This is a genomic window from Pseudomonas helmanticensis (assembly GCF_900182985.1).
In the GTDB taxonomy this organism is placed as follows: domain Bacteria; phylum Pseudomonadota; class Gammaproteobacteria; order Pseudomonadales; family Pseudomonadaceae; genus Aquipseudomonas; species Aquipseudomonas helmanticensis.
On record NZ_FXUY01000002.1, the window covers coordinates 926,423 to 948,574 of the forward strand.

Annotated in this window: 23 protein-coding genes and 1 pseudogene; 8 read left to right on the plus strand and 16 right to left on the minus strand. The window is 58.2% G+C overall.

Translation table 11 applies throughout. The features are described 5' to 3' along the window. Nucleotides 1-45: 45 nt before the first annotated feature. From QOL84_RS27025 to QOL84_RS27035, 3 genes are all read right to left on the minus strand, one after another. A complete protein-coding gene (locus tag QOL84_RS27025) occupies nt 46-534 on the minus strand; it encodes a GNAT family N-acetyltransferase (protein ID WP_129395168.1) in 489 nt (162 codons plus the stop codon). Between the two features lie 311 nt (nt 535-845). Beyond that, complete coding sequence (locus QOL84_RS27030; protein WP_129395169.1) at nt 846-1,343, minus strand: GyrI-like domain-containing protein; 498 nt, start codon at nt 1,341-1,343, stop codon at nt 846-848. A 67-nt stretch (nt 1,344-1,410) separates the two neighbouring features. Next, nucleotides 1,411-2,073: a LysE family translocator gene (locus tag QOL84_RS27035; RefSeq protein ID WP_283439202.1), complete on the minus strand. Its 663-nt coding sequence runs from the start codon at nt 2,071-2,073 to the stop codon at nt 1,411-1,413. 139 nt (nt 2,074-2,212) lie between these two features. Here QOL84_RS27035 and alaC point away from each other — a divergent pair, with 139 nt between their 5' ends. Further along, on the plus strand, nt 2,213-3,430 hold the full coding sequence (alaC, locus tag QOL84_RS27040; RefSeq protein WP_283439203.1) for an alanine transaminase: 1,218 nt from the start codon (nt 2,213-2,215) through the stop codon (nt 3,428-3,430). 177 nt (nt 3,431-3,607) lie between these two features. Here the strand turns inward: alaC and QOL84_RS27045 are convergent, their stop codons facing one another. Beyond that, nucleotides 3,608-4,960 carry a GntP family permease gene (locus QOL84_RS27045; protein WP_129395172.1) on the minus strand — a complete coding sequence of 451 codons (1,353 nt, stop codon included), beginning with the start codon at nt 4,958-4,960 and terminating at the stop codon, nt 3,608-3,610. A gap of 82 nt (nt 4,961-5,042) precedes the next feature. Next, nucleotides 5,043-5,576, minus strand: coding sequence for a gluconokinase (locus tag QOL84_RS27050; RefSeq protein WP_283439204.1), 534 nt, complete (start codon nt 5,574-5,576; stop codon nt 5,043-5,045). Between the two features lie 215 nt (nt 5,577-5,791). Between QOL84_RS27050 and gntR the strand changes: the two genes are divergently transcribed. Next, nucleotides 5,792-6,823, plus strand: coding sequence for an HTH-type transcriptional regulator GntR (gene gntR / locus QOL84_RS27055; RefSeq protein WP_283439205.1), 1,032 nt, complete (start codon nt 5,792-5,794; stop codon nt 6,821-6,823). 121 nt (nt 6,824-6,944) lie between these two features. On the opposite strand, the gene QOL84_RS27060 is transcribed toward gntR, so the two are convergent. After that, complete coding sequence (locus tag QOL84_RS27060; protein WP_283439206.1) at nt 6,945-7,817, minus strand: LysR family transcriptional regulator; 873 nt, start codon at nt 7,815-7,817, stop codon at nt 6,945-6,947. Nucleotides 7,818-7,939: 122 nt separating this feature from the next. Here QOL84_RS27060 and QOL84_RS27065 point away from each other — a divergent pair, with 122 nt between their 5' ends. The 4 genes from QOL84_RS27065 to QOL84_RS27080 all read left to right on the plus strand — a co-directional run bounded on the left by QOL84_RS27065 (nt 7,940) and on the right by QOL84_RS27080 (nt 11,211). Then, nucleotides 7,940-8,380 carry a PACE efflux transporter gene (locus QOL84_RS27065; protein ID WP_283439207.1) on the plus strand — a complete coding sequence of 147 codons (441 nt, stop codon included), beginning with the start codon at nt 7,940-7,942 and terminating at the stop codon, nt 8,378-8,380. Between the two features lie 125 nt (nt 8,381-8,505). Continuing rightward, nucleotides 8,506-9,930 carry an MFS transporter gene (locus tag QOL84_RS27070; RefSeq protein ID WP_283439208.1) on the plus strand — a complete coding sequence of 475 codons (1,425 nt, stop codon included), beginning with the start codon at nt 8,506-8,508 and terminating at the stop codon, nt 9,928-9,930. Between the two features lie 154 nt (nt 9,931-10,084). Continuing rightward, nucleotides 10,085-10,645 carry a hypothetical protein gene (locus QOL84_RS27075; protein WP_283439485.1) on the plus strand — a complete coding sequence of 187 codons (561 nt, stop codon included), beginning with the start codon at nt 10,085-10,087 and terminating at the stop codon, nt 10,643-10,645. 188 nt (nt 10,646-10,833) lie between these two features. After that, the gene (locus QOL84_RS27080; protein ID WP_283439209.1) at nt 10,834-11,211 is read left to right on the plus strand and encodes a hypothetical protein; all 378 of its coding nucleotides are present in this window, start codon (nt 10,834-10,836) and stop codon (nt 11,209-11,211) included. 83 nt (nt 11,212-11,294) lie between these two features. Here QOL84_RS27080 and QOL84_RS29610 read toward each other — a convergent pair whose 3' ends face one another. From QOL84_RS29610 to QOL84_RS27105, 6 genes and pseudogenes are all read right to left on the minus strand, one after another. After that, a complete protein-coding gene (locus QOL84_RS29610) occupies nt 11,295-11,834 on the minus strand; it encodes a methyl-accepting chemotaxis protein (protein WP_232013121.1) in 540 nt (179 codons plus the stop codon). A 3-nt stretch (nt 11,835-11,837) separates the two neighbouring features. Then, a pseudogene (locus tag QOL84_RS29615) lies at nt 11,838-12,614 on the minus strand (PAS domain-containing protein); the annotation flags it as partial. A 537-nt stretch (nt 12,615-13,151) separates the two neighbouring features. Further along, nucleotides 13,152-14,165 (minus strand): ABC transporter substrate-binding protein, encoded by a 1,014-nt coding sequence (locus QOL84_RS27090; protein ID WP_283439211.1) that lies wholly within the window; start codon nt 14,163-14,165, stop codon nt 13,152-13,154. Then, nucleotides 14,162-14,689, minus strand: a complete 528-nt coding sequence (locus QOL84_RS27095; RefSeq protein WP_283439212.1) for a sigma-70 family RNA polymerase sigma factor — start codon at nt 14,687-14,689, stop codon at nt 14,162-14,164. The genes QOL84_RS27090 and QOL84_RS27095 overlap by 4 nt, the downstream gene beginning before the upstream one ends. 166 nt (nt 14,690-14,855) lie before the next feature. Next, the gene (locus QOL84_RS27100; protein WP_283439213.1) at nt 14,856-15,647 is read right to left on the minus strand and encodes a phosphate/phosphite/phosphonate ABC transporter substrate-binding protein; all 792 of its coding nucleotides are present in this window, start codon (nt 15,645-15,647) and stop codon (nt 14,856-14,858) included. 139 nt (nt 15,648-15,786) lie between these two features. Further along, nucleotides 15,787-16,728, minus strand: a complete 942-nt coding sequence (locus QOL84_RS27105; RefSeq protein WP_283439214.1) for a fatty acid desaturase — start codon at nt 16,726-16,728, stop codon at nt 15,787-15,789. 325 nt (nt 16,729-17,053) lie between these two features. Here QOL84_RS27105 and QOL84_RS27110 point away from each other — a divergent pair, with 325 nt between their 5' ends. Next, entirely contained in the window at nt 17,054-17,470 is a 417-nt protein-coding gene (locus QOL84_RS27110; RefSeq protein WP_283439215.1) for a GNAT family N-acetyltransferase, read from the plus strand. A 121-nt stretch (nt 17,471-17,591) separates the two neighbouring features. On the opposite strand, the gene def is transcribed toward QOL84_RS27110, so the two are convergent. From def to QOL84_RS27125, 3 genes are all read right to left on the minus strand, one after another. Continuing rightward, nucleotides 17,592-18,131 carry a peptide deformylase gene (gene def, locus QOL84_RS27115; protein ID WP_283439216.1) on the minus strand — a complete coding sequence of 180 codons (540 nt, stop codon included), beginning with the start codon at nt 18,129-18,131 and terminating at the stop codon, nt 17,592-17,594. Between the two features lie 2 nt (nt 18,132-18,133). Then, a complete protein-coding gene (locus QOL84_RS27120; RefSeq protein WP_129395184.1) occupies nt 18,134-19,084 on the minus strand; it encodes a YihY/virulence factor BrkB family protein in 951 nt (316 codons plus the stop codon). A 165-nt stretch (nt 19,085-19,249) separates the two neighbouring features. After that, on the minus strand, nt 19,250-19,441 hold the full coding sequence (locus QOL84_RS27125) for a CsbD family protein (protein WP_003227408.1): 192 nt from the start codon (nt 19,439-19,441) through the stop codon (nt 19,250-19,252). A 199-nt stretch (nt 19,442-19,640) separates the two neighbouring features. On the opposite strand from QOL84_RS27125, the gene QOL84_RS27130 reads away from it, so the two are divergent. Then, nucleotides 19,641-20,018, plus strand: a complete 378-nt coding sequence (locus QOL84_RS27130; RefSeq protein ID WP_008082340.1) for a hypothetical protein — start codon at nt 19,641-19,643, stop codon at nt 20,016-20,018. 235 nt (nt 20,019-20,253) lie between these two features. On the opposite strand, the gene fadD1 is transcribed toward QOL84_RS27130, so the two are convergent. Continuing rightward, nucleotides 20,254-21,951 carry a long-chain-fatty-acid--CoA ligase FadD1 gene (gene fadD1, locus QOL84_RS27135; protein ID WP_283439217.1) on the minus strand — a complete coding sequence of 566 codons (1,698 nt, stop codon included), beginning with the start codon at nt 21,949-21,951 and terminating at the stop codon, nt 20,254-20,256. Between the last annotated feature and the right edge of the window lie 201 nt (nt 21,952-22,152).

Here is a 22,152-nt window from a genome sequence, read left to right on the forward strand (position 1 = left end):
GGCGTTCCCACGCAGAGCGTGGGAACGATCAGCATCGGGGTTGAATCAGAGAGTCAGGATCATCTCGTGCCACGCCATGCCGCCGTGATCGGACTCCGACGGTTTGATGTAGGCGAAGCCAAACCCGGCGTACAGCGGGATGTGTATTTCTTTGCACATCAAATGAATCGTCGCTTTATCCATCCCGCGCATACGCTCGATGAACTCGGCCATCAAGCGCTTCGCCAAACCCTGCCCCTGATAATCCGGATGCACCACCACCGACATGATCACCACGTTCGGCCCTTTCGGATCGTGGCCGATCAGCTCCTTGAACGCCTCGTCCGACATCTGCACGTCAAACGCCGCACCGGAATTGACGAAACCGGCGACCACGCCGTCCACCTCAGCAACGATAAAACCTTCCGGCCATGTGGCAATACGCTTGGCGATTTTCTCGTGGGTGGCCGCTTCGTCGCCTTCGTAGGCAACGGTTTCGATGGCGTAGCAACGATCCAGATCGGCGGCAGTGACGTTGCGGATGATGGTGTTCATGGCAGCTCGCAAATCAGCAGAAGAAAGTGCCGAAAGGATAAAGGAATAAGCGCGGCATATCGATGCGCACGGGCTGCGTAAAGCCTGTGTATAAGCGCTTTTCTTCGGGTTCGCGGGCGGCTATTGCTGTGAGCTGTCTCTGATCACCCGTGGGGGAAACAACTAATGAGCAGCGTTCAGATTGGTCTGTTGATGGTGTTGGGCATCAGTACTTTCGGCTTTATCACGCTGGCTGTGGATTTGCTGCGCACGCGGCGCAAACAGCGCTGAAAGCATGAGGCGGATCATTGATCCGCCTCATTGTTGTCTGCTCAGGCTTGTCTGGTATCGACCGGCACGCAGATTTCCAGTTTGCCGGTGTGCAGCCGCGGATTGAAATCGGCGCTGTAACGCTCCAGCTCCGGGGCGTTGAGTTCCACGTAGTGGGAGGTCGGCAACCAGGTCTTGTAGATGTATTGCAGGGTTTGCGGCAATTGATCGAGCGGCCCTTTATGTTCAAACACCGCGTACTGGCGAGGCAGCACTTCGACCCACTGGTAGACCTTCTGATCGAGGTCATCGAGCTTGCTGATTTCCACCCCGGCGATGTAATCGAAGCCACCCTTGCCGTCGAAATTACTGCAGACGCCGTAGGTCACTTCGTTCTTTTGCCCCTGTATCTTCCCCAGGTGCGGCAAGAATTTTTCCCACAGCGCCGGGATGTCCTTTGCGGTGTCTTGGGTAAATCGACCACGAAAACCTGCAATCAGCAGGAAGTGTCCATGTTCGAAGCGAGGTTCAGCCACTTCGACGCGTGTTTGCTCATCCATGACTCGACTCCTGGCACAAAAAAGGGGTTCGGCTGGGAGTATAGAAAGCCCAATCCAATTCGCACGTTTACAGCGCGTGCAACTGCTCGACGGCACCTGAACCGACGAACTCGTTATAACCAGATACGATCACGTACACCGCGAAATAGCAGAAGATCGCCGCAGATGCCATGTAGGAATAGCGCAACAGTTTGTCGCCCAGCAGCTTGCCACCGTGGCTGGCGGCGAAGCACAAACCGGCCGACCACAGCAGTCCGGCGCACAGGAAACCGCCGAGGAACAGTGCCGAACTGAGCGGCCCACCACCGCCGGAACGGGCGATCAACGTACCGCCTACCGCAGCGAACCAAAGAATCGCGCTCGGCGACGACATGGCGAGGAAAATCCCCCGGAAGAACTCCTTGCGATGGGAGTTCTGCCCTACTTCCGCCGTGGCCGCCAACTGCGCCTCGTGGTGAATCGCCGAGTAAATCATCTTCGCCGCGAAGTAGATCAGCAGCGCCGAACCACCGATCCACAGCACCCAGCGCACGCTTTCGTATTGCAGCAACACGGTCATTCCGGCCAGCGCCAGCACCGCATAAATCAGGTCGCCGACACAGGTGCCGAGGCCCAGCGCGAAGCCCTGAAAGTAACCGCGCTGCATCGCCAATGTGATCATTGCGATGTTGGCGACGCCGATATCCAGGCACAGCGAAAGGCTCAGCAAGAAGCCGCTGGTGAATTCCATCTACCGATTTCCTTGGGAAAATATGTTTGAAAAACGCGCTGGACAGTATGCCATCACTGCCCTTATCTTCCGCCACAGGTCACCGCAGTGACCAGCGTCGCTCGGACGGTTCCGGGCGCTTACGTTATCCGAGGCAACAATGGCTGAACAAGGTTCGCCGCGCCGCTTTGCGCGCATAGATCGACTCCCCCCTTACGTTTTCAACATCACCGCCGAGCTGAAGATGGCCGCGCGTCGTCGTGGTGAAGACATCATCGACTTGAGCATGGGCAACCCCGACGGGGCCACGCCGCCGCACATTGTCGAAAAACTCGTACAGGTTGCGCAACGCGAAGACACCCACGGTTACTCGACGTCCAAGGGCATTCCGCGCCTGCGCCGGGCGATTTCCAACTGGTACAAGGATCGCTACGCGGTCGATATCGACCCGGAAAGCGAAGCCATTGTCACCATCGGTTCCAAGGAAGGCCTGGCGCATTTGATGCTGGCGACCCTCGATCAGGGCGATACCGTGCTGGTGCCGAACCCGAGCTATCCGATTCACATCTACGGTGCGGTGATTGCCGGCGCGCAGGTGCGTTCGGTGCCGTTGGTGCCGGGCGTGGACTTCTTCGATGAGCTGGAACGGGCGATTCGCGGCTCGATTCCGAAACCGAAAATGATGATCCTCGGCTTCCCGTCGAACCCGACTGCGCAGTGCGTGGAACTGGATTTCTTCGAACGAGTGATCGCCCTCGCCAAGCAATACGACGTGCTGGTGATTCACGATCTGGCTTACGCCGACATCGTCTACGACGGCTGGAAAGCCCCGTCGATCATGCAAGTGCCGGGCGCCAAGGACATCGCGGTGGAGTTTTTCACCCTGTCCAAGAGCTACAACATGGCCGGCTGGCGCATCGGTTTCATGGTCGGTAATCCGGAACTGGTCAACGCCCTCGCGCGGATCAAGAGCTACCACGACTACGGCACTTTCACTCCGCTGCAAGTGGCGGCAATTGCCGCGCTGGAAGGCGATCAACAGTGCGTGCGCGACATTGCCGAGCAGTATCGCCAGCGTCGTAATGTGTTGGTCAAAGGCCTGCATGAACTGGGCTGGATGGTCGAGAACCCGAAGGCTTCGATGTATGTCTGGGCGAAGATTCCCGAGGCGTATGCGCATCTGGGGTCGCTGGAGTTCGCCAAGAAACTGCTGGCCGAGGCCAAGGTCTGCGTCTCGCCGGGCGTCGGTTTTGGTGAGTATGGCGACGATCACGTGCGCTTTGCGCTGATCGAAAACCAGGATCGCATTCGTCAGGCGGTGCGCGGCATTCGCGGCATGTTCCGGGCCGATGGCCTGGCCCCGAAAACCTCTGCCTGACGCCTATCCCCACTGCCTGATCGTTCCCACGCTCTGCGTGGGAATGCCGCAATGGACGCTCTGCGTCCGCTTTGGGACGCAGAGCGTCCCGGGATGCATTCCCACGCAGAGCGTGGGAACGATCCACCCACAAAAAAACCGCATCGCTGCGGTTTTTTTGTGCCTGCAAGACGCTGTTTAAACGAACAGCGACAGCAGCAGGATAAAGCCCAGCGCAACCACCGACAGGATGGTTTCCATCGCCGTCCAGGTCTTGAACGTCTCGGCCACGGTCATGTTGAAGTATTGCTTCACCAGCCAGAAACCAGCGTCATTGACGTGCGACAGAATCAACGAACCGGCGCCGGTAGCCAGCACCAGCAGCTCACGGTTAACACCCGGGATCATCCCAACCACCGGCACCACAATGCCCGCGCCAGTGATGGTCGCGACCGTTGCCGAACCGGTCGCGATACGAATCACCGCCGCCACCAGCCACGCCAGCAGGATCGGCGAGATCTGCGCACTCACGGCCATGTGGCCGATCACGTCGCCCACACCGCTGGTGACCAGCATCTGCTTGAAGCCACCGCCGGCACCGATGATCAGGATGATCGCGGCGGTTGGCGCCAGACTCGCGTCGAGCCACTTGAGGATCTGCTGCGAACCGATGCCCTGCTTGTGCCCGAAGGTGTACAGCGACAGCAGCAATGCCAGCAGCAGCGCCGAGATCGGGTGACCGATCATGTCCATCCACGTGCGGAAGAAGTGCCCGTCCGGCAGCGCGACGTCAGCGAAGGTTTTCAGCAGCATCAGGAACACCGGCAACAGCACGGTGATCAGGGTGATGCTGAAGCTCGGCAGTTTGCTCGAATCGGTTTCACGGGCCAGTTGATCGACCAGTTCCTGATTGGGATGACCCGGAATGTGCTTGGCGATGAACGTACCGAAGATCGGCCCGGCAATGATGGCGGTCGGCAGCGCAACGATCAGACCGTAGAGAATGGTCTTGCCGATGTCCGCGCCAAACACGCCGATGGCCAGCAGCGGGCCAGGGTGCGGCGGCACCAGGCCGTGCACGGCGGAGAGACCGGCGAGCAGCGGGATACCGATCTTGATGATAGACACGCCGGTGCGGCGCGCAACGATGAACACCAGCGGAATCAGCAATACAAAGCCGATTTCGAAGAACAGCGGAATGCCCACCAGGAACGCAGCGAACATCATCGCCCACTGCACTCTTTCCTTACCGAACGCACGGATCAGGGTCTGGGCGATCTGATCGGCCCCGCCCGATTCGGCCATCATCTTGCCGAGCATGGTGCCCAGCGCGAGGATGATGCCGACAAAGCCAAGCACACCACCGAAGCCGTCCTGGAACGCCTTGATGATGGTGCCGATCGGCATGCCCGAGGTCAGACCGAGGAACGCGGCGGCGATGGTCAGGGAGATGAACGGGTGAATCTTGAATTTGGTAATCAGGATAATCAGGCCGATTACCGTGACCACTGCATCGAGCAGCAGGAAGGCGTCGTGGGACATGCCAAACATTGGGGGTGTCTCCTGGATTGTTGTTGTTATTAAAGCGGGTTAAACAGAAGTCGTGAGGACCGCGCTAGCTCTTTCAACACACTCATACCGCCTGTTTCAGACCGTGGGCCTGCCACCAGACGTGAGCCTGGGACGCCAGTTCTTCAACACTGTGAATCGAGGCATTCAACGCCAACGTCAGCGGCTCGCCCTTGGGCGATTCGAGGGTGGCGAACTGGCTTTCGATCAACGTGGCCGGCATGAAGTGGCCCGGACGATGGGAGACACGTTCAGCGGCGACTTCAGGGGTCAATTCAAGAAACACGAAACCCAGGCCCGGCAAGGCACTGCGCAACACTTCGCGATAACTGTGTTTAAGCGCCGAGCAGGTCAGCACCGGGCGTTCGCCCAGTGCATCGACACGACGCAGTTCAACGCACAGGCTGTCGAGCCAGCCGGCACGGTCGTCGTCGTTCAGGGGGATCCCCGCGCTCATCTTTTCGATGTTCGCGGCCGGATGGAAAGTATCGCCTTCAATGGCAGTGGCGCCGCTCAATTGGCACAGGGCCTCGCTGACGCACGTCTTGCCGCAACCGGCAACGCCCATGATGACCAGGGCGGTGATGGGATGACTCATATAACACCTCAGCGCGCAGACAGCGCTACCTTTGCTAGCTATGACTCTAGTGCACAGGCAGAAGTTGCCGACGCCTTCTTGTCGTTTTTTTGGGTTGCAGCAGGTTTGCGCCCAACGCCAAAAAGCGAAGATCAGGCAGGACCTCGCTTACGCATTTACAGCTGCATCAGGACAGCGCTACCTTAGTGCCTTGATTTTTGTTTGGCAAGCCGTCGATGACCACCCCTAAAAACGATAAAAATACCCGCACCACCGGCCGTCCCACCCTCAATGAAGTTGCCCGCCTGGCCGGTGTCAGTCCGATTACCGCCTCCCGCGCCTTGCGTGGCGTCAGCACCGTGGCCACCGAACTGGTGGAAAAAGTGCAGAAAGCCGCCAGTGAACTCAACTACGTGGTCAACCCTGCCGCTCGCGCTTTAGCCTCGGCGCAGAGCCATTCGGTTGTGGTGTTAGTGCCTTCGCTGTCGAACCTGTTGTTCATCGATACGCTGGAAGCCATTCATCGCGTGCTGACGCCCAAGGGTTTTGAAGTGCTGATCGGCAACTTCCACTATTCGCGTGACGAAGAAGAAAACCTGCTGCGCAACTACATGGCTTATCAGCCGCGCGGCTTGTTGCTGACCGGGTTTGACCGCACCGAAAGTTCGCGGCGGATGATCGAGGCCAGCAACATTCCCTGCGTGTACATGATGGAACTGGACAGCGCCGCCGGGGTGAATTGCGTTGGCTTCTCGCAGCTCAGTGCCGGTGAAACGGCGGCCGAGCATTTGCTCTCGCGTGGACGCAAGCGCCTGGCGTATATCGGCGCGCAACTCGATCAACGTACTTTGCTGCGCGGTGAAGGTTTCCGCAAAGCGCTGCAGAAGGCCGAGCGTTATGACCCGGATCTGGAAGTGCTGACGCCGCGTTCGTCGTCCGTTGGCTTGGGTGGCGAGTTGTTTTTGCAACTGCTGGCGGCGCATCCGGATGTCGATGCGATCTTCTTCGGTAACGACGACCTGGCGCAGGGTGCGCTGCTCGAAGCGTTGCGCCACGGCATCAAAATTCCCGAGCAGGTGGCGATTCTCGGTTTCAACGACTTGCCGATGTCCGAGCACATGGTGCCGCGCCTGAGCAGCATCAACACCCCGCGCGAGGCGATTGGCCGGCGGGCGGCGGAGCAGATGCTGACGCTGATGGCCGGTAACAGCGTGGCGCGGCCGGTTGAAGACATGGGCTTTGAACTGAAGATCCGCGAAAGTACGTGACGCTTCGCAATCCGATCGTTCCCACGCTCTGCGTAGGAATGCCTCAACGGACGCTCCGCGTTCGGCAGTGAAGGGACGCAGAGCGTCCCGGGCTGCGTTCCCACGCGGAGCGTGGGAACGATCAACCACTCAACAGGTCGACGAGGGCCAGTGCGCCTTTCTGTAGTGGCTGGCTCTTCAGCCATACCGCATGCACCGGCATCACCAGGCCATTTTCGATGTTGCGGAAATTCAGGCGTTTCAGCCTTCCGTTGTCCAGTCGCGGCTGCACCACCGACAACGGAAAATTGCCCCAGCCCAAACCCGCCTCGACCATTTCCATCGCGGTCTCAAGACTGTCCGTGCGCCAATATGACTGCGCCACCAACGGCCGCGTTTCACTGATCGGCAAATCACGACTGGCGACGATGATCTGCCGCACATGCACCAGGTCCTCGAGAAACAGATCCTGCCCCTGCAACAACGGACTGTCCGCTGCCAGCGTGGCGATCATCCGTTCGCTGCCGACGAACTGAAAGCGCTCCAGCACGTTGACGCTCAACCCGGCGAACGCCAGGCAAACACTGACGCGACCACTGTGCAACAGCGCCAGCACGTCATCCTGTGGCGCGGTCAGCACTTCGATGTCGAGCAGCGGATGACGCTCGGCGATCACCTTGATCGCCGCCAGCAAGCGCCGCCGGTCGATGTCGGCCACCACACCGATCGACAACTTGCTCTCCAGTCCCAGCGACAACTCCACCGCATGCACTTGCAGTTGCTTGAGCTGCTCGGCAATCAGTCGCGCATGCGGCACCAGTGCCAGCGCCATCGCCGTGGGTTGCGGTTCGCGATGGCTGCGGTCGAACAACAAATAACCGAGTTCAGCCTCAAGGTTGCCAATGCCCATGCTTACCGCCGAGGGGACTTTTCCTAATGCTCGCGCTGCCGCAGAAAATGAACCGCGTTCAATGACTGCAAGGAACAGCTCGATACTGTCACTGTTGAAATTCACTTCGCGCACCTATCAATAAATCTGAAAGCTACCGACTTTTTCTGTCAGCCCTATTGAAGCTATCTTTCGTCGCCTTCGCCAGTCCCCGCTGGCCAACAAACGGCAACAAAGAGGCAATTCCCATGCAAGGCGTCAAACGCAAACTGGTCTACGTGTCGCTTTACGAAGTGATCGGCATGACCTTCTCCGCCCTCGGCCTGGCACTGTTGTCCGGCACTTCGCCGGGCAGCACCGGGCCATTGGCGGTAATCATCACCACCATCGCCGTGACCTGGAATTTCATCTACACCTCGATGTTCGAACACTGGGAAAGCCGCCAGGTCTCGCGCACCCGCACGGTCAAACGCCGCATCGCTCACGCTATCGGTTTTCAACTGACGTTGATCGTGTTCCTGATCCCGTTGATTGCCTGGTGGATGAACATCAGTCTGGTGCAGGCATTTTTGCTGGATCTGGCGCTGATCATTTTCATCCCGTGCTACACGTTCGCCTTCAACTGGCTGTTCGACCGGGTTTTCGGTTTGCCGGCCTCGGCGCTGCCAGATTCGGCGGCTGCGGCATAAATCGTTAATTAGTAAGGAGATATTGCAAGAAATCAGCACTTTCCCGGCGCAAATCGCTGATCTTCACAATCCGTGAACTCCGATAGCAGGCTAAGCTTTTCCATCAATAAAAAATGGATCTGCCCATGACTGCACACGCCTCCGCCGCCGCGCAAAGCGACGGCATCGACCCGATCCGCGCCGCTCAGGTGTCCGCCCGCATTGACCGCCTCCCTGCGGTCGCGACGATCTGGCGGCTGGTGGCGCTGTTGTCGATCGGTGGTTTCTTCGAGCTCTATGACCTGTTCCAGACTGCCTACATCAGCCCCGGCCTGATCCGCGACGGCATCTTCGCCACCGGAAATCAGGGTGTGTTCGGTTTCTCCGATCAGGCGGCGTTTGCCTCGGCAACATTTCTTGGCCTGTTCCTCGGCGCCAGTCTGCTCAGCCCGTTGGCGGATCGTTTCGGCCGTCGAGCGATCTTCACTTTCGCGCTGATCTGGTACACGGTCGCGACGGTGTTGATGGGCGTTCAGAGTTCGGCGCTGGGGATTATCTGCATGCGCTTTCTGGTCGGCATCGGTTTGGGCATCGAGTTGGTGACCATCGACGCCTACCTCTCGGAGCTTGTGCCCAAACGCATGCGCAGTTCGGCGTTTGCCTTCGCGTTTTTCGTGCAGTTTCTGTCGGTGCCGGCGGTGGCGTTGATGTCCTGGTGGCTGGTACCGCAAGCGCCGTTCGGGGTGTCCGGCTGGCGCTGGGTGGTGTTGGCCAGCGCGGTGTTTGCATTGTTTATCTGGTGGCTGCGCAAGCGTCTGCCGGAATCGCCGCGCTGGTTGGCGCAGCATGGCCGCTTCGATGAGGCGAACCGGATTCTCGACCACATCGAGGCACGTTGCGCGAAGGATCACGGCAAACCGCTGGACACTCCCGAAGCCGTTGCCGTCGACGTCGAAGGCAAGGGCCGCTTCGCCGATATCTGGCAGCCACCGTATCGCCGTCGCGCGTTGATGCTGATCGTCTTTCACATCTTCCAGGCCATCGGCTTCTTCGGTTTCGGCAACTGGTTGCCGGCGTTGCTCTCCGGACAGGGCGTCAGCGTCACCCACAGCCTGATGTATGCCTTCATCATCACCCTCGCCTACCCGCTCGGGCCGCTGCTGTTCGTCAAGTTCGCCAACCGCTTCGAGAACAAATGGCAGATCGTCGGTTCGGCCCTCGGCGCCATGACCTTCGGCACCTTGTTCGCCCTGCAGACCAGGGCGTTCGGGCTGATCTTCTGCGGGGTGATGATCACCTTCTGCAACGCCTGGCTGAGCTTCAGTTATCACTCGTACCAGAGCGAACTGTTCCCGACCAACATCCGCGCACGGGCGGTGGGGTTCTGTTATTCGTTCAGTCGCTTGTCGACGGTATTCAGCAGCCTGTTGATTGGCTTTTTCCTCGACAGCTTCGGCACGCCCGGCGTCTTGGCATTCATCGCCAGCAGCATGCTGATCGTGATGCTGACCATCGGTTACTACGGTCCGCGCACTCGTAATCTGGCGCTGGAGAACATTGCCCATCGCTGAGCAGGCAGCGGTCATCGTCTGCCGCGCAACGGCAACGGATGACCGCTTCACTTCTGAGCAAAGACAACAAACAATTGAAATACAAGGACTTATCCGCAAGGCACGGTAATTGCTGCGTAACCGCCGTCAGCAATTACCCACAGGTCCAGTCATCATGTTGGTCAACGCCAAACAACCGCTAATCATCCACCTGCCCAAGCAGGTCAATGACGACGCAACGGCCACTGCGGCCGCCGGTCTGCAGAGCGGCCTGCACGGCGCCATGCTGCAAACCCTGCAGAATCAGACCCAACTGCAATCCACGCAGACCGCCTCCACCGTGCAGGCGTCGGCCACCCAGATCGCCACGCAGCAAGTCAGCGAAGCGACGCGCATCAGCGACAACGTCGACGAGGCTTTCGCCAAGACGCGCGTCAGCCTGCAATCTACCGATACCTCCGATGCCACCAAGACCACCGGCACTTCGGCCACCGATCAGTTCAAGGACTACATGAGCAAGTCGCCGGAACAGCGCCTGCGCGACAGTATCCTCCAGAGCATGGGCATCACCGAAGACGACATCAAAGCCATGCCTCCGGAGAAACAACTGGCCATCGGTAAAGAGATCGCCGAGCGTTTGCAGGACAAAATGAAGTTGGCGCAGGCGGACAAAGACAACGTCAATGATGTGAAGGACAGCGACAAGTTGGCGGACAAGTTTCTCGCAGCGCTGTGATTATGTGACAAGTGGATGGAGGTCACGGAGGCCTCTGTCCTGTCCCACTCCCTTCCCTCCGGATTGCTACCTTTCATCAGAAAATCGTATCACCTGTAAGAACTGACAGTGGTGCTCGTTTGAACTGCGCGTGTTCAATAGAACGAGTGATCACACTCGTGATCACAAGACAGGATCAGGAGAGAATCATGGAAGCCAAAGCATTCACCGGTCATTGCGATTGCAAATCCACCTACAACGGAAACCCGGTCGGAACGGACTTTAATACAGAGCGGGTTGTTTTTGATCAAAGAACTTTTCAAGCGACCATGAACACAAATTTAGTCCAGATGGTCTATGCACCCGATAACCTAGAACCCGGTGAACACCTTCTGACTTTTGTTCATGATGGAGTTCCTCAGCTGGAATATCAGAATGGAATAAGAATGCTCAAATTAACTGGAACCGGGAAAGTCACCATCGGGGAGAATCTGGATACCCAAGAAGGAACGATTGACGCTACCTACTTTGATGAATTGGGGCGGTTGATTGCCTTCAAGGGTACGTTCAGTGGTAAGTACGAATGAAGTAACAGGTGTGCAAGTAATAAAACAAGGGCAGTCGCTACTGCCCTTGGCTTTTAGAACATGGCCCTCGCGATTTCAGAGCATCAATTCAACTGCAACGTCTCGTTGAACTGACTGATCGCATCCACCACATGCCGCGATCCCTGCTGAATTTCCTGAATCACCGCCCCCGCCTCGTTCGCCAGTTCCACGCCAAGCCCGGTGCGGCTCAAACTCGATTGCATGCTCGACACCGCACTCAACGACAAATCATGGTTCTTGCGCACCACGTCGACGATCTCCAGGGTTGCCTGACTGGTCCGTGCCGCGAGACTGCGCACCTCATCCGCGACCACCGCAAAACCACGTCCATGTTCACCGGCCCGCGCCGCTTCAATCGCCGCGTTCAGTGCCAGCAAGTTGGTTTGATCGGCAATTCCGCGAATGGTCTGGACGATGGTGCCGATGATGTCCGACTGCTTGCTCACGGCATCGATACTCACCGCCGCTTCGTTGAGGTCGCGGGAGATGTCCTGAATGATCTGCACGGTTTGTTGCACGACTTGCGAGCCCTTTTGCGCGCAGGCGTCGTTTTGCACCGAAGTGCTGTGGGCGGATTCGGCAGCGTTCTGCAAAGTGGTCATCTGATGGGTAATGTCGCTGGCGAACTTGACCACTTTGTACAAGCGGCCCTTGGCGTCGAACAGCGGATTGTAAGAGGCTTCGAGATAAACCATCTGCCCGGACTTGTTCTTGCGCTCGAAGCGATGGGAGTGATATTCGCCGCGATTGAGCGAGGCCCAGAATGCCTTGTACTGCGCCGATTCGGATTCGGCGCGATGGCAGAACAGGCTGTGATGATGCCCGACGATTTCGTTCAGCGAGTACTGCATGGTTTGCAGAAAGTTGTCGTTGGCACTGATGACATTGCCTTCGGGAGTGAACTCGATCACCGCCATGGAACGGCTGATCGCCGCCAGCATGCTTTCTTCTTCGTGTTCTTTATTGACCCGTGCGGTGATGTCCGCCGCTACCTTGATCACACTTTTGACCTGCTTGTCGGCGCCATACACCGGCATGTAGCTGGCTTCGAGCCAGATTTCCTTGCCGCTCTTGTTCAAGCGCAGAAACGTCCCGCTGATCGGCTCGCCCCGGGCCAGGTCCCGCCACAACCGGGCGTAATCCTCGCTGCGATAGAACGCTTCTTCACAAAAGATCCGGTGATGTTTGCCACGGACTTCTTCGGCGCTGTAGCCCATGGTTTTGCAGAAGTTTTCATTGGCATCGAGAACGATACCCTCGGGGGTGAACTCGATCATTGCCATTGAACGGCTGATCGCTGCCAACTTGGCATTGGCCTCGGTCAGGGCACAGCTGAATCGCTCGATTTCCTGCAGGTCAGCCTTGTGATGTAGGTTGAACATGGTTGAATCACCTTCTGCGCGGTCTTTTGATTTGATGAAAGTTCAGTTCTTTCAAGATCTACCACTACGTTCCACAGAACAGGCGCACGCATTCCTCCACGGGAGGAAGTTGTCAGGTGATAAATGATGGTCAATCGGAGAGTCCATATAGCGACGCTCTAATCAAGACATCCTTCTCTTGATAGCCCGCACCGGGGCCAGCCCTAACGCGTTGAAGAACTTCCATGTACAAAATGCTCCTTGTCGTTTCAGTGTCGGTGCCTTGGCTTGCGCACTCTGGCAGCATGAATTCACTCACTAACCGTGCACGGTCGACATAGTTAGTTACAGGTGAGCATAGACAGCGCAAGGCCTTGCGCAAGGCCATTAGTCGGCCAGTATCTGGCACTTTTTGCACAAGAAACGGTTCAGCTAGAAATGAATTCGCTCCGTGTAGGAGCTGCCGCAGGCTCGGGCCGCGATCGGACGATCTTTTGATTTTAAAGACAAGATCAAAAGATCGCAGCCTGCGGCAGCTCCTACAGGGGGGAGTTGTGGTTAGAGGCTGTTGCTGACTTGGCTGGCGACTTCTGCGGGCACCCAGGCTTTCCAGATTTGTGGCTGATCACGCAGGAAGGCTTCGGCCACCACTCTTGGCTGCAGGCGTTTTTCGCTCATACCGGCCAAGGTCTGGTTCAACAGATCGATCGGCAGATCGACCTTTTCAAAGAATGTCACCAACTGCGGGTATTGCGCCTTGAACGGCGCTGACACGCCAATCGCCAGGCTCGCCGGCATCGAGCGTGTGCCTTTGGGATTGGGATTATTGGCATCGGCCAGAGTCTTCCAGGCCGCGGCGTCGAACGGCGGTTCATCCAGTTTTACCAGTTTGAAACGGCCCAGCAGCGGCGTCGGCGACCAGTAGTAGAACAGCACTGGTTTGCCCCGCTTGATCGACGACGCCACCTCGGCATCCAGTGCCGCGCCGGAACCGGTGCGGAAGTTGACGAAGCTGTCATTCAGCGCATAGGCCTTGAGCTTCTGACTGTTGACGATCTCCGAAGTCCAGCCGGTCGGACTGTTGAGGAAACGCCCGCGAGTCGGGTCTTCCGGGTCACGGAAAACGTCCTTGTAGCGCGGTAGATCGGCCACCGATTTCAGCTCCGGTGCGAGCGCCTTGATCCCGCGTTCCGGGTCGCCCTTGATCACGTATTCCGGTACCCACCAACCTTCGGTGGCGCCTTTGACGGTGTCGCCCAAGCCAAACACTTTACCCTCGGCGGCGGCCTTGACCCACGCCGGACTGCGCCCGGCCCATTCTTCGCCGATCACCTGGATGTCGTTTTTCGCCAACGCCGCTTCGAGGCTGACGGTACTGCCCGGCAGCGTGTCGGTCGGGTAGCCGTAACCTTTTTCAACGATCAGGCGCAGCACTTCGGTGATGAAGCTGCCGCTCTCCCAGGTGATGTCGCCAAAGTGGATCGGTGCGCTTTTCTGCGCCGCTGAAACGGCGCCGACACTCAGGCTCAGCGCCAGCAGCGAACGGCCAAGCAGGGTTGTGATCGATCTCATGCGGACCTCTTGTCAGTCAAAAATTGATTGGCGCTGTGGCGATCGCACAACGCTTGGGAACGGTTCATGTACACGCTGACCGAACGCTGGGAGATCCCCAGTTCGGCGGCGATTTGCGGGTAGGTCAGGCCATCGATGCGCGCCAGCAGAAAGGTCGAGCGAACCTTGCCGGGCAGTCGTTGCAGGCTGTGGTCGAGGCGCTTCAGGGCTTGCGCCAGTTGGGCGAGTTCTTCGGGCGAATTGGCCACGTCTGTGTCGATCTGCTGCGCATGACGGCGCTCCAGATCGGCACGCCGCCAGCGTTGATAAAGCAGGCGCTGGGCGATGGTGGTGAGCAAGGCACGAGGTTCGCGAATCGCCGTGAGGCTGGGCGCTTCGAGCAGTTGCGCGAAGGTTTCGGCGGCGATGTCTTCGACGCTCGCGGTGTCGAGCAGATGACGCCGCAGATAATTGCAGAGCCAGCGGTAATGGGCGCGGAACAGGCCGTCAACCGAGTGATGATGGGAAAAGTCGGCGCCGGACATAGGGGCTCCTTGATGAAGGGTCGCTGAATGTCCGGTGTTCCGGTGGCGCGATCGTAGCAAGGCGCCTTATGCATTAATAATATTTAAATTTCATTCAGTTATTCTATTTGGAGATATAAGGTCAAAAGATCGCAGCCTTCGGCAGCTCCTACAGGAGTGCGATCTTTTAACGTAAACGGCCGTAACCCAAATCTTCAGCTTCATGTTCATAGTCGAGCACGACCTGGTAATCGCTTTCGTTGGCCGGCAACACTTCTGGCAAACCCAACACCTGCGCAACATCGGGAAGCTCATGCAGGCTCTGGTTCATCACCTGACGCAGCCTTTCAATCTGTTGATCCGTGGCGCTGGCAACGGTGATAAAGGGCAAGGTCGGGCTGAACGCACTGCGCGCCATCACTCGCAAACCGCGAACTTCTTCCGGCGCATATTGCGCGAGGCAGGCGTAGGTCACGCTGTCGATGGCGGCCAGGTCGGCGCATTTGCTACGTAACCAACGCAGGCTTTCGCGGTGACCGCCGCTGATGCCAAGGGTGGCGAAAAACTGCCCGTCGCGATGCAACGGCGCCAGACGCTGGCGCAACAGATTCATGCCGCTGTTGGAGTCTTCACTGTTGATCACCGCGCGGCTGTTGCGAAATGCTGCCAGGGTTTTGCGTGGATCATCGGCACGACTGAGGATCAGGCTGCAGTGGTTGCCGGCGCTGGCATCGGGGAGTTCGTAGCGCGGCCGGCCGACGATGCGTACTTTGCCGCGCAGCGCGGTCATCAGCGGGTAGCCGCAGGTTTGCGTGAGCAGCAGATCAGGGGATAACCACAGTTGTGGCAGTGACAGTTGTTCGGCATTCAGGCGGGTGTGGCCGAGGTGTTCGAGGATGCGCGCGAGCCAGCGTTCATTGGCCACGCGGATCGGTTCGGGGGCGACGTACATCAACAGTTCGGCGTGGTGTTGGGTCATACACATATTCCCTGACAACTGATTTCCAATGTGGGAGTGAGCCTGCTCGCGAATGCGGTGTGTCAGTGACATCTTCGGTGCCTGACACACCGCTATCGCGAGCAGGCTCACTCCTACAGGGGTCGATGGTGTTCTTGGGTCATTGGAACGGATGCTCGGGGCTGTCGATGGGTTTGAAACCATTCTGGCGCCACAACTGCCCGTACCCTTGCACCACAAACCCGCCGCTGCGTGCCACCCATTGCGCGCGATGCGTTCGATAAACCCTGGGCAAGTCGTACCATGCAAGCTTGGGCAAGTCGTGATGCACCAGATGAAAATTCAGATTGAGAAACAACCAGCGCCACGGCCAACCGGCTTCATTCAAAACGGTGCGCTGCTCCGGTTGCGCGTGCGGACGATGTTCATAGTAGGAGCGAATCATCGCGATCGACAGCGCCGGCACGCTGATCAGCAGCAGGTAATGCCACACCGGTAACGCACTGTATTGCGCGATGAAGCCGAGCATCAGCAAGGTAAAAAAACCGTGGGTCAACCACATCAGCCAGGCCTGGCGCTCACGGTTTTTCAAGCGTTGCAGCTCTTGCGCAGCCAGCGCCAACAGCGCCAGTGGTGCGCCAATCAGGAACCGGCCGAGCACGGTTTTATTCAGCCGATGCAGACTGCGTTCGAACAACGAACTGCCCTGCCAGCTCGCGCGGGTCAGGTAACGGCTTTCCGGATCGACGCCGGGCACAGTCAGATCCTCATCGCGGTGATGCAGCAAATGGCTGTCGCGATACAGCGTGTACGGATACCACACGGCAAATGGCGCATAGCCCAGCACTTTGTTGAAAGCAATCCAGCGCGTCGGATGCCCATGGAGCAATTCGTGTTGCACCGACAACCACAGCACCAACAAAGGAATCAGCAGCAATGTGCTCCAGCCGCGGCCGAGCCATGCACTGTTGAGTACGATGGCAAACCAGCCGCCATACACACCGATCAACAACAGCCAGGTCGGCCATTCGGTGCGGGCAGTCAGGCGTTGGCGCAGGGCTTCGATGTGCTGGCGGTGGGCGGCGTCGAAATAATGGGACATGGCTGTACTCACAGCAGGGATCTTCTCCTGCTGTGCAACGACGTCGCTGAATCTTGCAGATTATTTTCAGGTTCAGGCAGGAGCCCGAGAACCGGGCTCCGGAAAGGCGTGATCAGTGGCCGAAGATGTCGACTTTCTTGGCTTTCTTCTCCGCGCGTTTTTCAATCGCGGTCTTGGCCGGTTTCTTCTTCGCGGCTTTCTTTGAATCCATACCTTTGGACATGATGCGTACTCCACTCACAGGGGATGTGAGGTCAGGTATACACCTATCCGCCGGCGCGCGTTCTTTTATAATCGGCGCTTTTCCCACCGACAGTCCGAACCTATGCACGACACCCGATACAGCCTGCTCGACGAGTCTTTATGGCCGTTGATGAACAAGTTTTACCGCAGCCACCAATCGTCGATGAAAGCCGTGCGTGACGCGCAATTGTGGGTGGCGCGCCGTGGCGAAATTGTCGCGGCACTGTGTTTGCGGCCGGTGGCGGGCGGGCATTGGTTGACCGGATTGTTCGTTGATCCGGGGTGTCGCGAACAAGGGCTGGCCGCGCAGTTGATCGCGGCGGCGGTGCAGGAAGTGCGCGAACCGGTGTGGCTGTTCTGTCATCCGGATTTGCGCGGGTTTTATGAGCGGCGCGGGTTCAGTTTCAACCCGGCCCTGCCCCAGGCGATGGCGGAGCGGTTGAGCCGGTATGCGCGGAGCAAGCCGATGATTGCGATGGAACTCAAACCTTCAACCTGACGCAGATCCTTGTAGGAGTGAGCCTGCTCGCGATAGCGGTCTGTCAGTCACCGAAAATTTTACTGACAGACCGCTATCGCGAGCAGGCTCACTCCTACAGGGGGGTTGTGGTATCCCGGAATTAATCGTCGGCAGAGGGATCGAGGTCCGGGAACATCACTTCGGTGTAACCGAACTTGCTGAAGTCGGTGATGCGCGACGGGTACAACCGGCCGATCAGGTGATCGCACTCGTGCTGCACAACGCGCGCATGGAAGCCCGCAGCAACGCGCACCACCGGCTCGCCCTTCGGATCAAAACCCTCGTAGCGAATCTGCTGATAGCGATCCACCGCGCCGCGCAGACCTGGCACCGACAGACACCCTTCAAAGCCCTCTTCCGTCAACGGACTCAGCGGTGTGATCAGCGGATTGATCAGGATCGTCTGCGGCACGGCTTCGGCGTCCGGATAACGCTCGCTGTGCTCGAAACCGAAGATCACCAGTTGCAGGTCAACGCCGATCTGCGGCGCGGCAAGCCCAACGCCACCGACGCTTTCCATGGTCTGGAACATGTCGTCGATCAGTTGCCACAGCTCGGGACTGTCGAACATTTCGGCCGGCACCGGCGGCGCAATGCGCAGCAGGCGCTCGTCACCCATTTTCAGAATTTCACGGATCATGATCAGGCTTCGTCAGTGTCCGGCTTGAGCGAATGATCGCGGCCCAGGCCCGAGACGTGTTGTTTGGGTTGTTCATCGAGTTCGCCGGGGACTTTCTCGCCCGGGTCCTTGCCCTCGCTGGACATATGCTCGATCACCGCGTTCATTTCCGCACCGAGCAACAGCACCGCAGCGGAAATGTAGAAGTACAGCAACAGCACGATGATTGCGCCGATGCTGCCATACATCGCGTTGTAGTTGGCGAAGGTTTTCACATAAAACGCGAAGCCCAACGAGGCGATGATCCACACCACCACCGCGAGTACCGAGCCGGGGGTGATGAAGCGGAATTCCTGTTTGACGTCAGGCATCACGTAATAGATCAGCGCCACCGCGACCATCATCAGGATGACGATCACCGGCCAGCGCGCGATGGTCCAGACGGTGACGATGACTTCCTCCAGCCCGACCTGCGCGGCGATCCAGCCCATCACCTGCGGCCCGAGCACCATCAGCGCGGCGGCCATCAGCAACATGCCGGCAATGCCGACCGTGTAGAAAACCGACAACGGGAAGCGCTTCCAGACCGGCCGCCCTTCGACCACATCGTACGCTGCGTTCATCGCGCTCATCATCAAGCGCACACCGGCAGACGCAGTGTAGAGGGCGATGACGATACCGACTGAAAGCAAGCCGCCCTTGGACTGCTGCAACTGGTCGATTACCGGGTTGACCGATTCCAGCGCCTGCGGCGGCAGAACCAGTTCCGATTGCAGGCGCAGCCAGGAAAAGAAGTCCGGCAGGTGCAGGAAGCCGATCAGCGCGATCAGGAACAGGATGAACGGGAACAGCGAGAACAGCATCTGGTAGGCCAGCGCCGAGGCGTAGGTCGACATCTCGTCGTCGACGAACTCAGTGACCGTGCGCACCATCACGCGGTGCAGAGGCAGACCTTTCATGTCCGGGAATATCATTCGCGTCTCCTTTCGCCGCTATACAGGTTTGAAGTCGTGGCGACTCAGGGGCCGTTTTTTACATCAAGGTAGCTTACTTGGCGAACCTTGATGGGCGTCAGCAGAATTTCGACACAAAAACGGCCATCCTTGGATGGCCGCTCGTGTAGTTCGTTCAAGGCTGAATTACGCCTTGTCGACGCCTTTCTTGATAGCGTCTTTGGCTTTGCCGACCGCTTGTTGGGCTTCGCCTTTTTTCTCTTGAACCTTGCCTTCGGCTTGCAGTTTGGTGTTGTCGGTGGCTTTACCGACGCCTTGCTTGACGTTGCCGACGGCTTCGTTGGCCATGCCTTTTACTTTATCGCCTGTGCTACTCATGGTGTTTCTCCTTGGTGCATTAAGGGGGAAAAGTCAGTACGTAATGATTGACTGGCCGGGTTTGCGCCAAGTTTCATTTATTTTTCGCAGGTTCATTTCGTCGCGGCGTGCAGGTTGGGCTTTATGTTTGTGTGCATTGCCCCGAGAATGCGCAACATATGGGCGCCGTGCGCCAATGAACCGATCCCGCAGGAATGTTATGAAACTCGATAAAACGCTCGCCATCGCCCGTCGAAACAAGGAACTGGGCGGCGCCGTGCTCGGCACCAACAACTGCCACTTCGCCGAACTGAACCGCAACCGCAACATCTGGTGGTTCGATCTGCCGGTGTCGCGTCTGGCGATTGGTCAGTACGAGTGGATTCACCTGTTGATGCACACACCGGCCACCGACGAACTGCTGCACCTGAAGGTGCCGACGGTGTTTCTGCGTGAGAAGCTCGAGGGGCTGGTGATTCGCAACGAGGGCAAGCGCAAGGCGGCATTGAGCCTGGAATTGAGTGCGGACAAGGATTCGTATTTGCAGGACATGCGTCCGGCGGGCACCAACGTGAATTTCGCGCCGTTCCGTCAGTAGGATTTGTACCGCCCCCCGTCCCCTCACCCTAGCCCTCTCCCAAGGGAGAGGGAACTGACCGAGGTGTCTGGGCAAGGTACGCCGACCTGAAATATCGAGTCGAACTCAGATTCTGAAAAGCCCCCGATCAGCTCCCTCTCCTTCGGGAGAGGGCTGGGGTGAGGGGCAGGTTCACCGCATAACTCAAGCCTTGCTCGCCCCAACAAAAAACCCCGCATCTGCGGGGCTTTTTGGTTTAGGCGGCGTTCTTCGCCTTGATCTTCTTCAGCTCTTCATCGCGCAATTCACGGCGCAGGATCTTGCCGACGTTGGTCGTCGGCAGCGCATCGCGGAACTCCACCGAACGCGGCACCTTGTAGCCGGTGACGTTGGCGCGCATGTGTTCCATCACCGTTTCCTTGGTCAGCGTAACGCCCGGTTTGGCGACGATGAAAATCTTGATCGCCTCGCCCGACTTCTCGTCCGGCACGCCGATGGCCGCGCATTGCAATACGCCTGGCAGGGTCGCCAGCACGTCTTCCAGTTCGTTCGGATAAACGTTGAAACCGGAGACCAGAATCATGTCTTTCTTGCGATCGACAATGCGCATGTAGCCGTCCGGCTGGATCAGCGCGATGTCACCGGTCTTCAACCAGCCTTCGCTGTCGAGCATTTCATCGGTGGCTTCCTGACGCTGCCAGTAACCTTTCATCACTTGCGGGCCTTTGATGCACAACTCGCCGATCGCGCCCAGCGGCTGCTCGACACCAGCATCGTCGATGACTTTGCACAGAGTCGACGGCACCGGAATGCCGATGGTGCCGATCTGGATGTGCTGGATCGGATTGACTGTGGCCACCGGGCTGGTTTCGGTCATGCCGTAACCTTCGCAGATCGAGCAGCCGGTCACTGCTTTCCAGCGCTCGGCAGCGGCCAGTTGCAGGGCCATGCCGCCGGACAGAGTGACTTTCAGTGCCGAGAAATCCAGCTTGCGGAAACCTTCGTTATTGCACAGCGCCACGAACAACGTGTTCAGGCCGACAAAACCGCTGAACTTCCACTTCGACAGTTCCTTGACCATCGCCGACAGGTCGCGCGGGTTGCTGATCAGGATGTTGTGGTTGCCGATCAGCATCATCGCCATGCAATGAAAGGTGAACGCATAGATGTGATACAGCGGCAGCGGCGTGATCAGGATCTCGCAACCTTCATTGAGGTTGGAGCCCATCAGCGCCTTGCACTGCAGCATGTTGGCGACGAGGTTGCGGTGGGTCAGCATCGCGCCCTTGGCCACGCCGGTGGTGCCGCCGGTGTATTGCAGCACCGCGACGTCGCCGCTGTCCGGGTTGGCTTCAGCCACAGGCTGGCCCTGGCCCTTGCTCAGCACGTCGTTGAACTTGACGGCTTTAGGCAAGTGATAAGCCGGCACCATCTTCTTCACGTACTTGATGACGCTGTTGATCAGCAGGCGCTTGATCGGCGGCAACAGGTCGGCGACTTCGGTGACGATGACGTGTTTGACGCCGGTTTTCGGCACCACGGCTTCGGCCAGGTGCGCCATGTTTGCCAGGCAAACGAGGGCTTTGGCACCGGAGTCGTTGAATTGGTGTTCCATTTCCCGCGCGGTATACAGCGGGTTGGTATTGACCACGATCAGCCCGGCGCGGATCGCACCGAAGACGGCCACCGGGTACTGCAGAACGTTGGGCAATTGCACGGCGATTCGATCACCGGGCTGCAAGTCGGTATGCTGTTGCAGATACGCGGCAAACGCACCGGACAATTCGTACAACTCACCGTAGGTGATTGTCTTGCCCAGGTTGCTGAAAGCCGGTTTGTTGGCGAAGCGTTGGCAGGATTGCTTCAACACTGCCTGAATGTTCGGATACTCGTCTGGATTGATGTCGGCAGCAATTCCAGCCGGGTATTTATCCTTCCAAAAGTCTTCGATCATGGAAGCCCACTCCTCAGCAACGCGAATTCTTCACCGCATTTGATGCGATTATTATTGGTGTGTGTTTTGTATTGGTGAATCTGGCTTTCAGATAGGCCGAGAAGTCACAAAGCGCGCCGAGAGTAGCAGCTTTGCCGAGGGTCGACTAGAGCCAAAAGCGGCCCATACAGTCATATTTGTGACTCAAGACTTGCCAGCGGT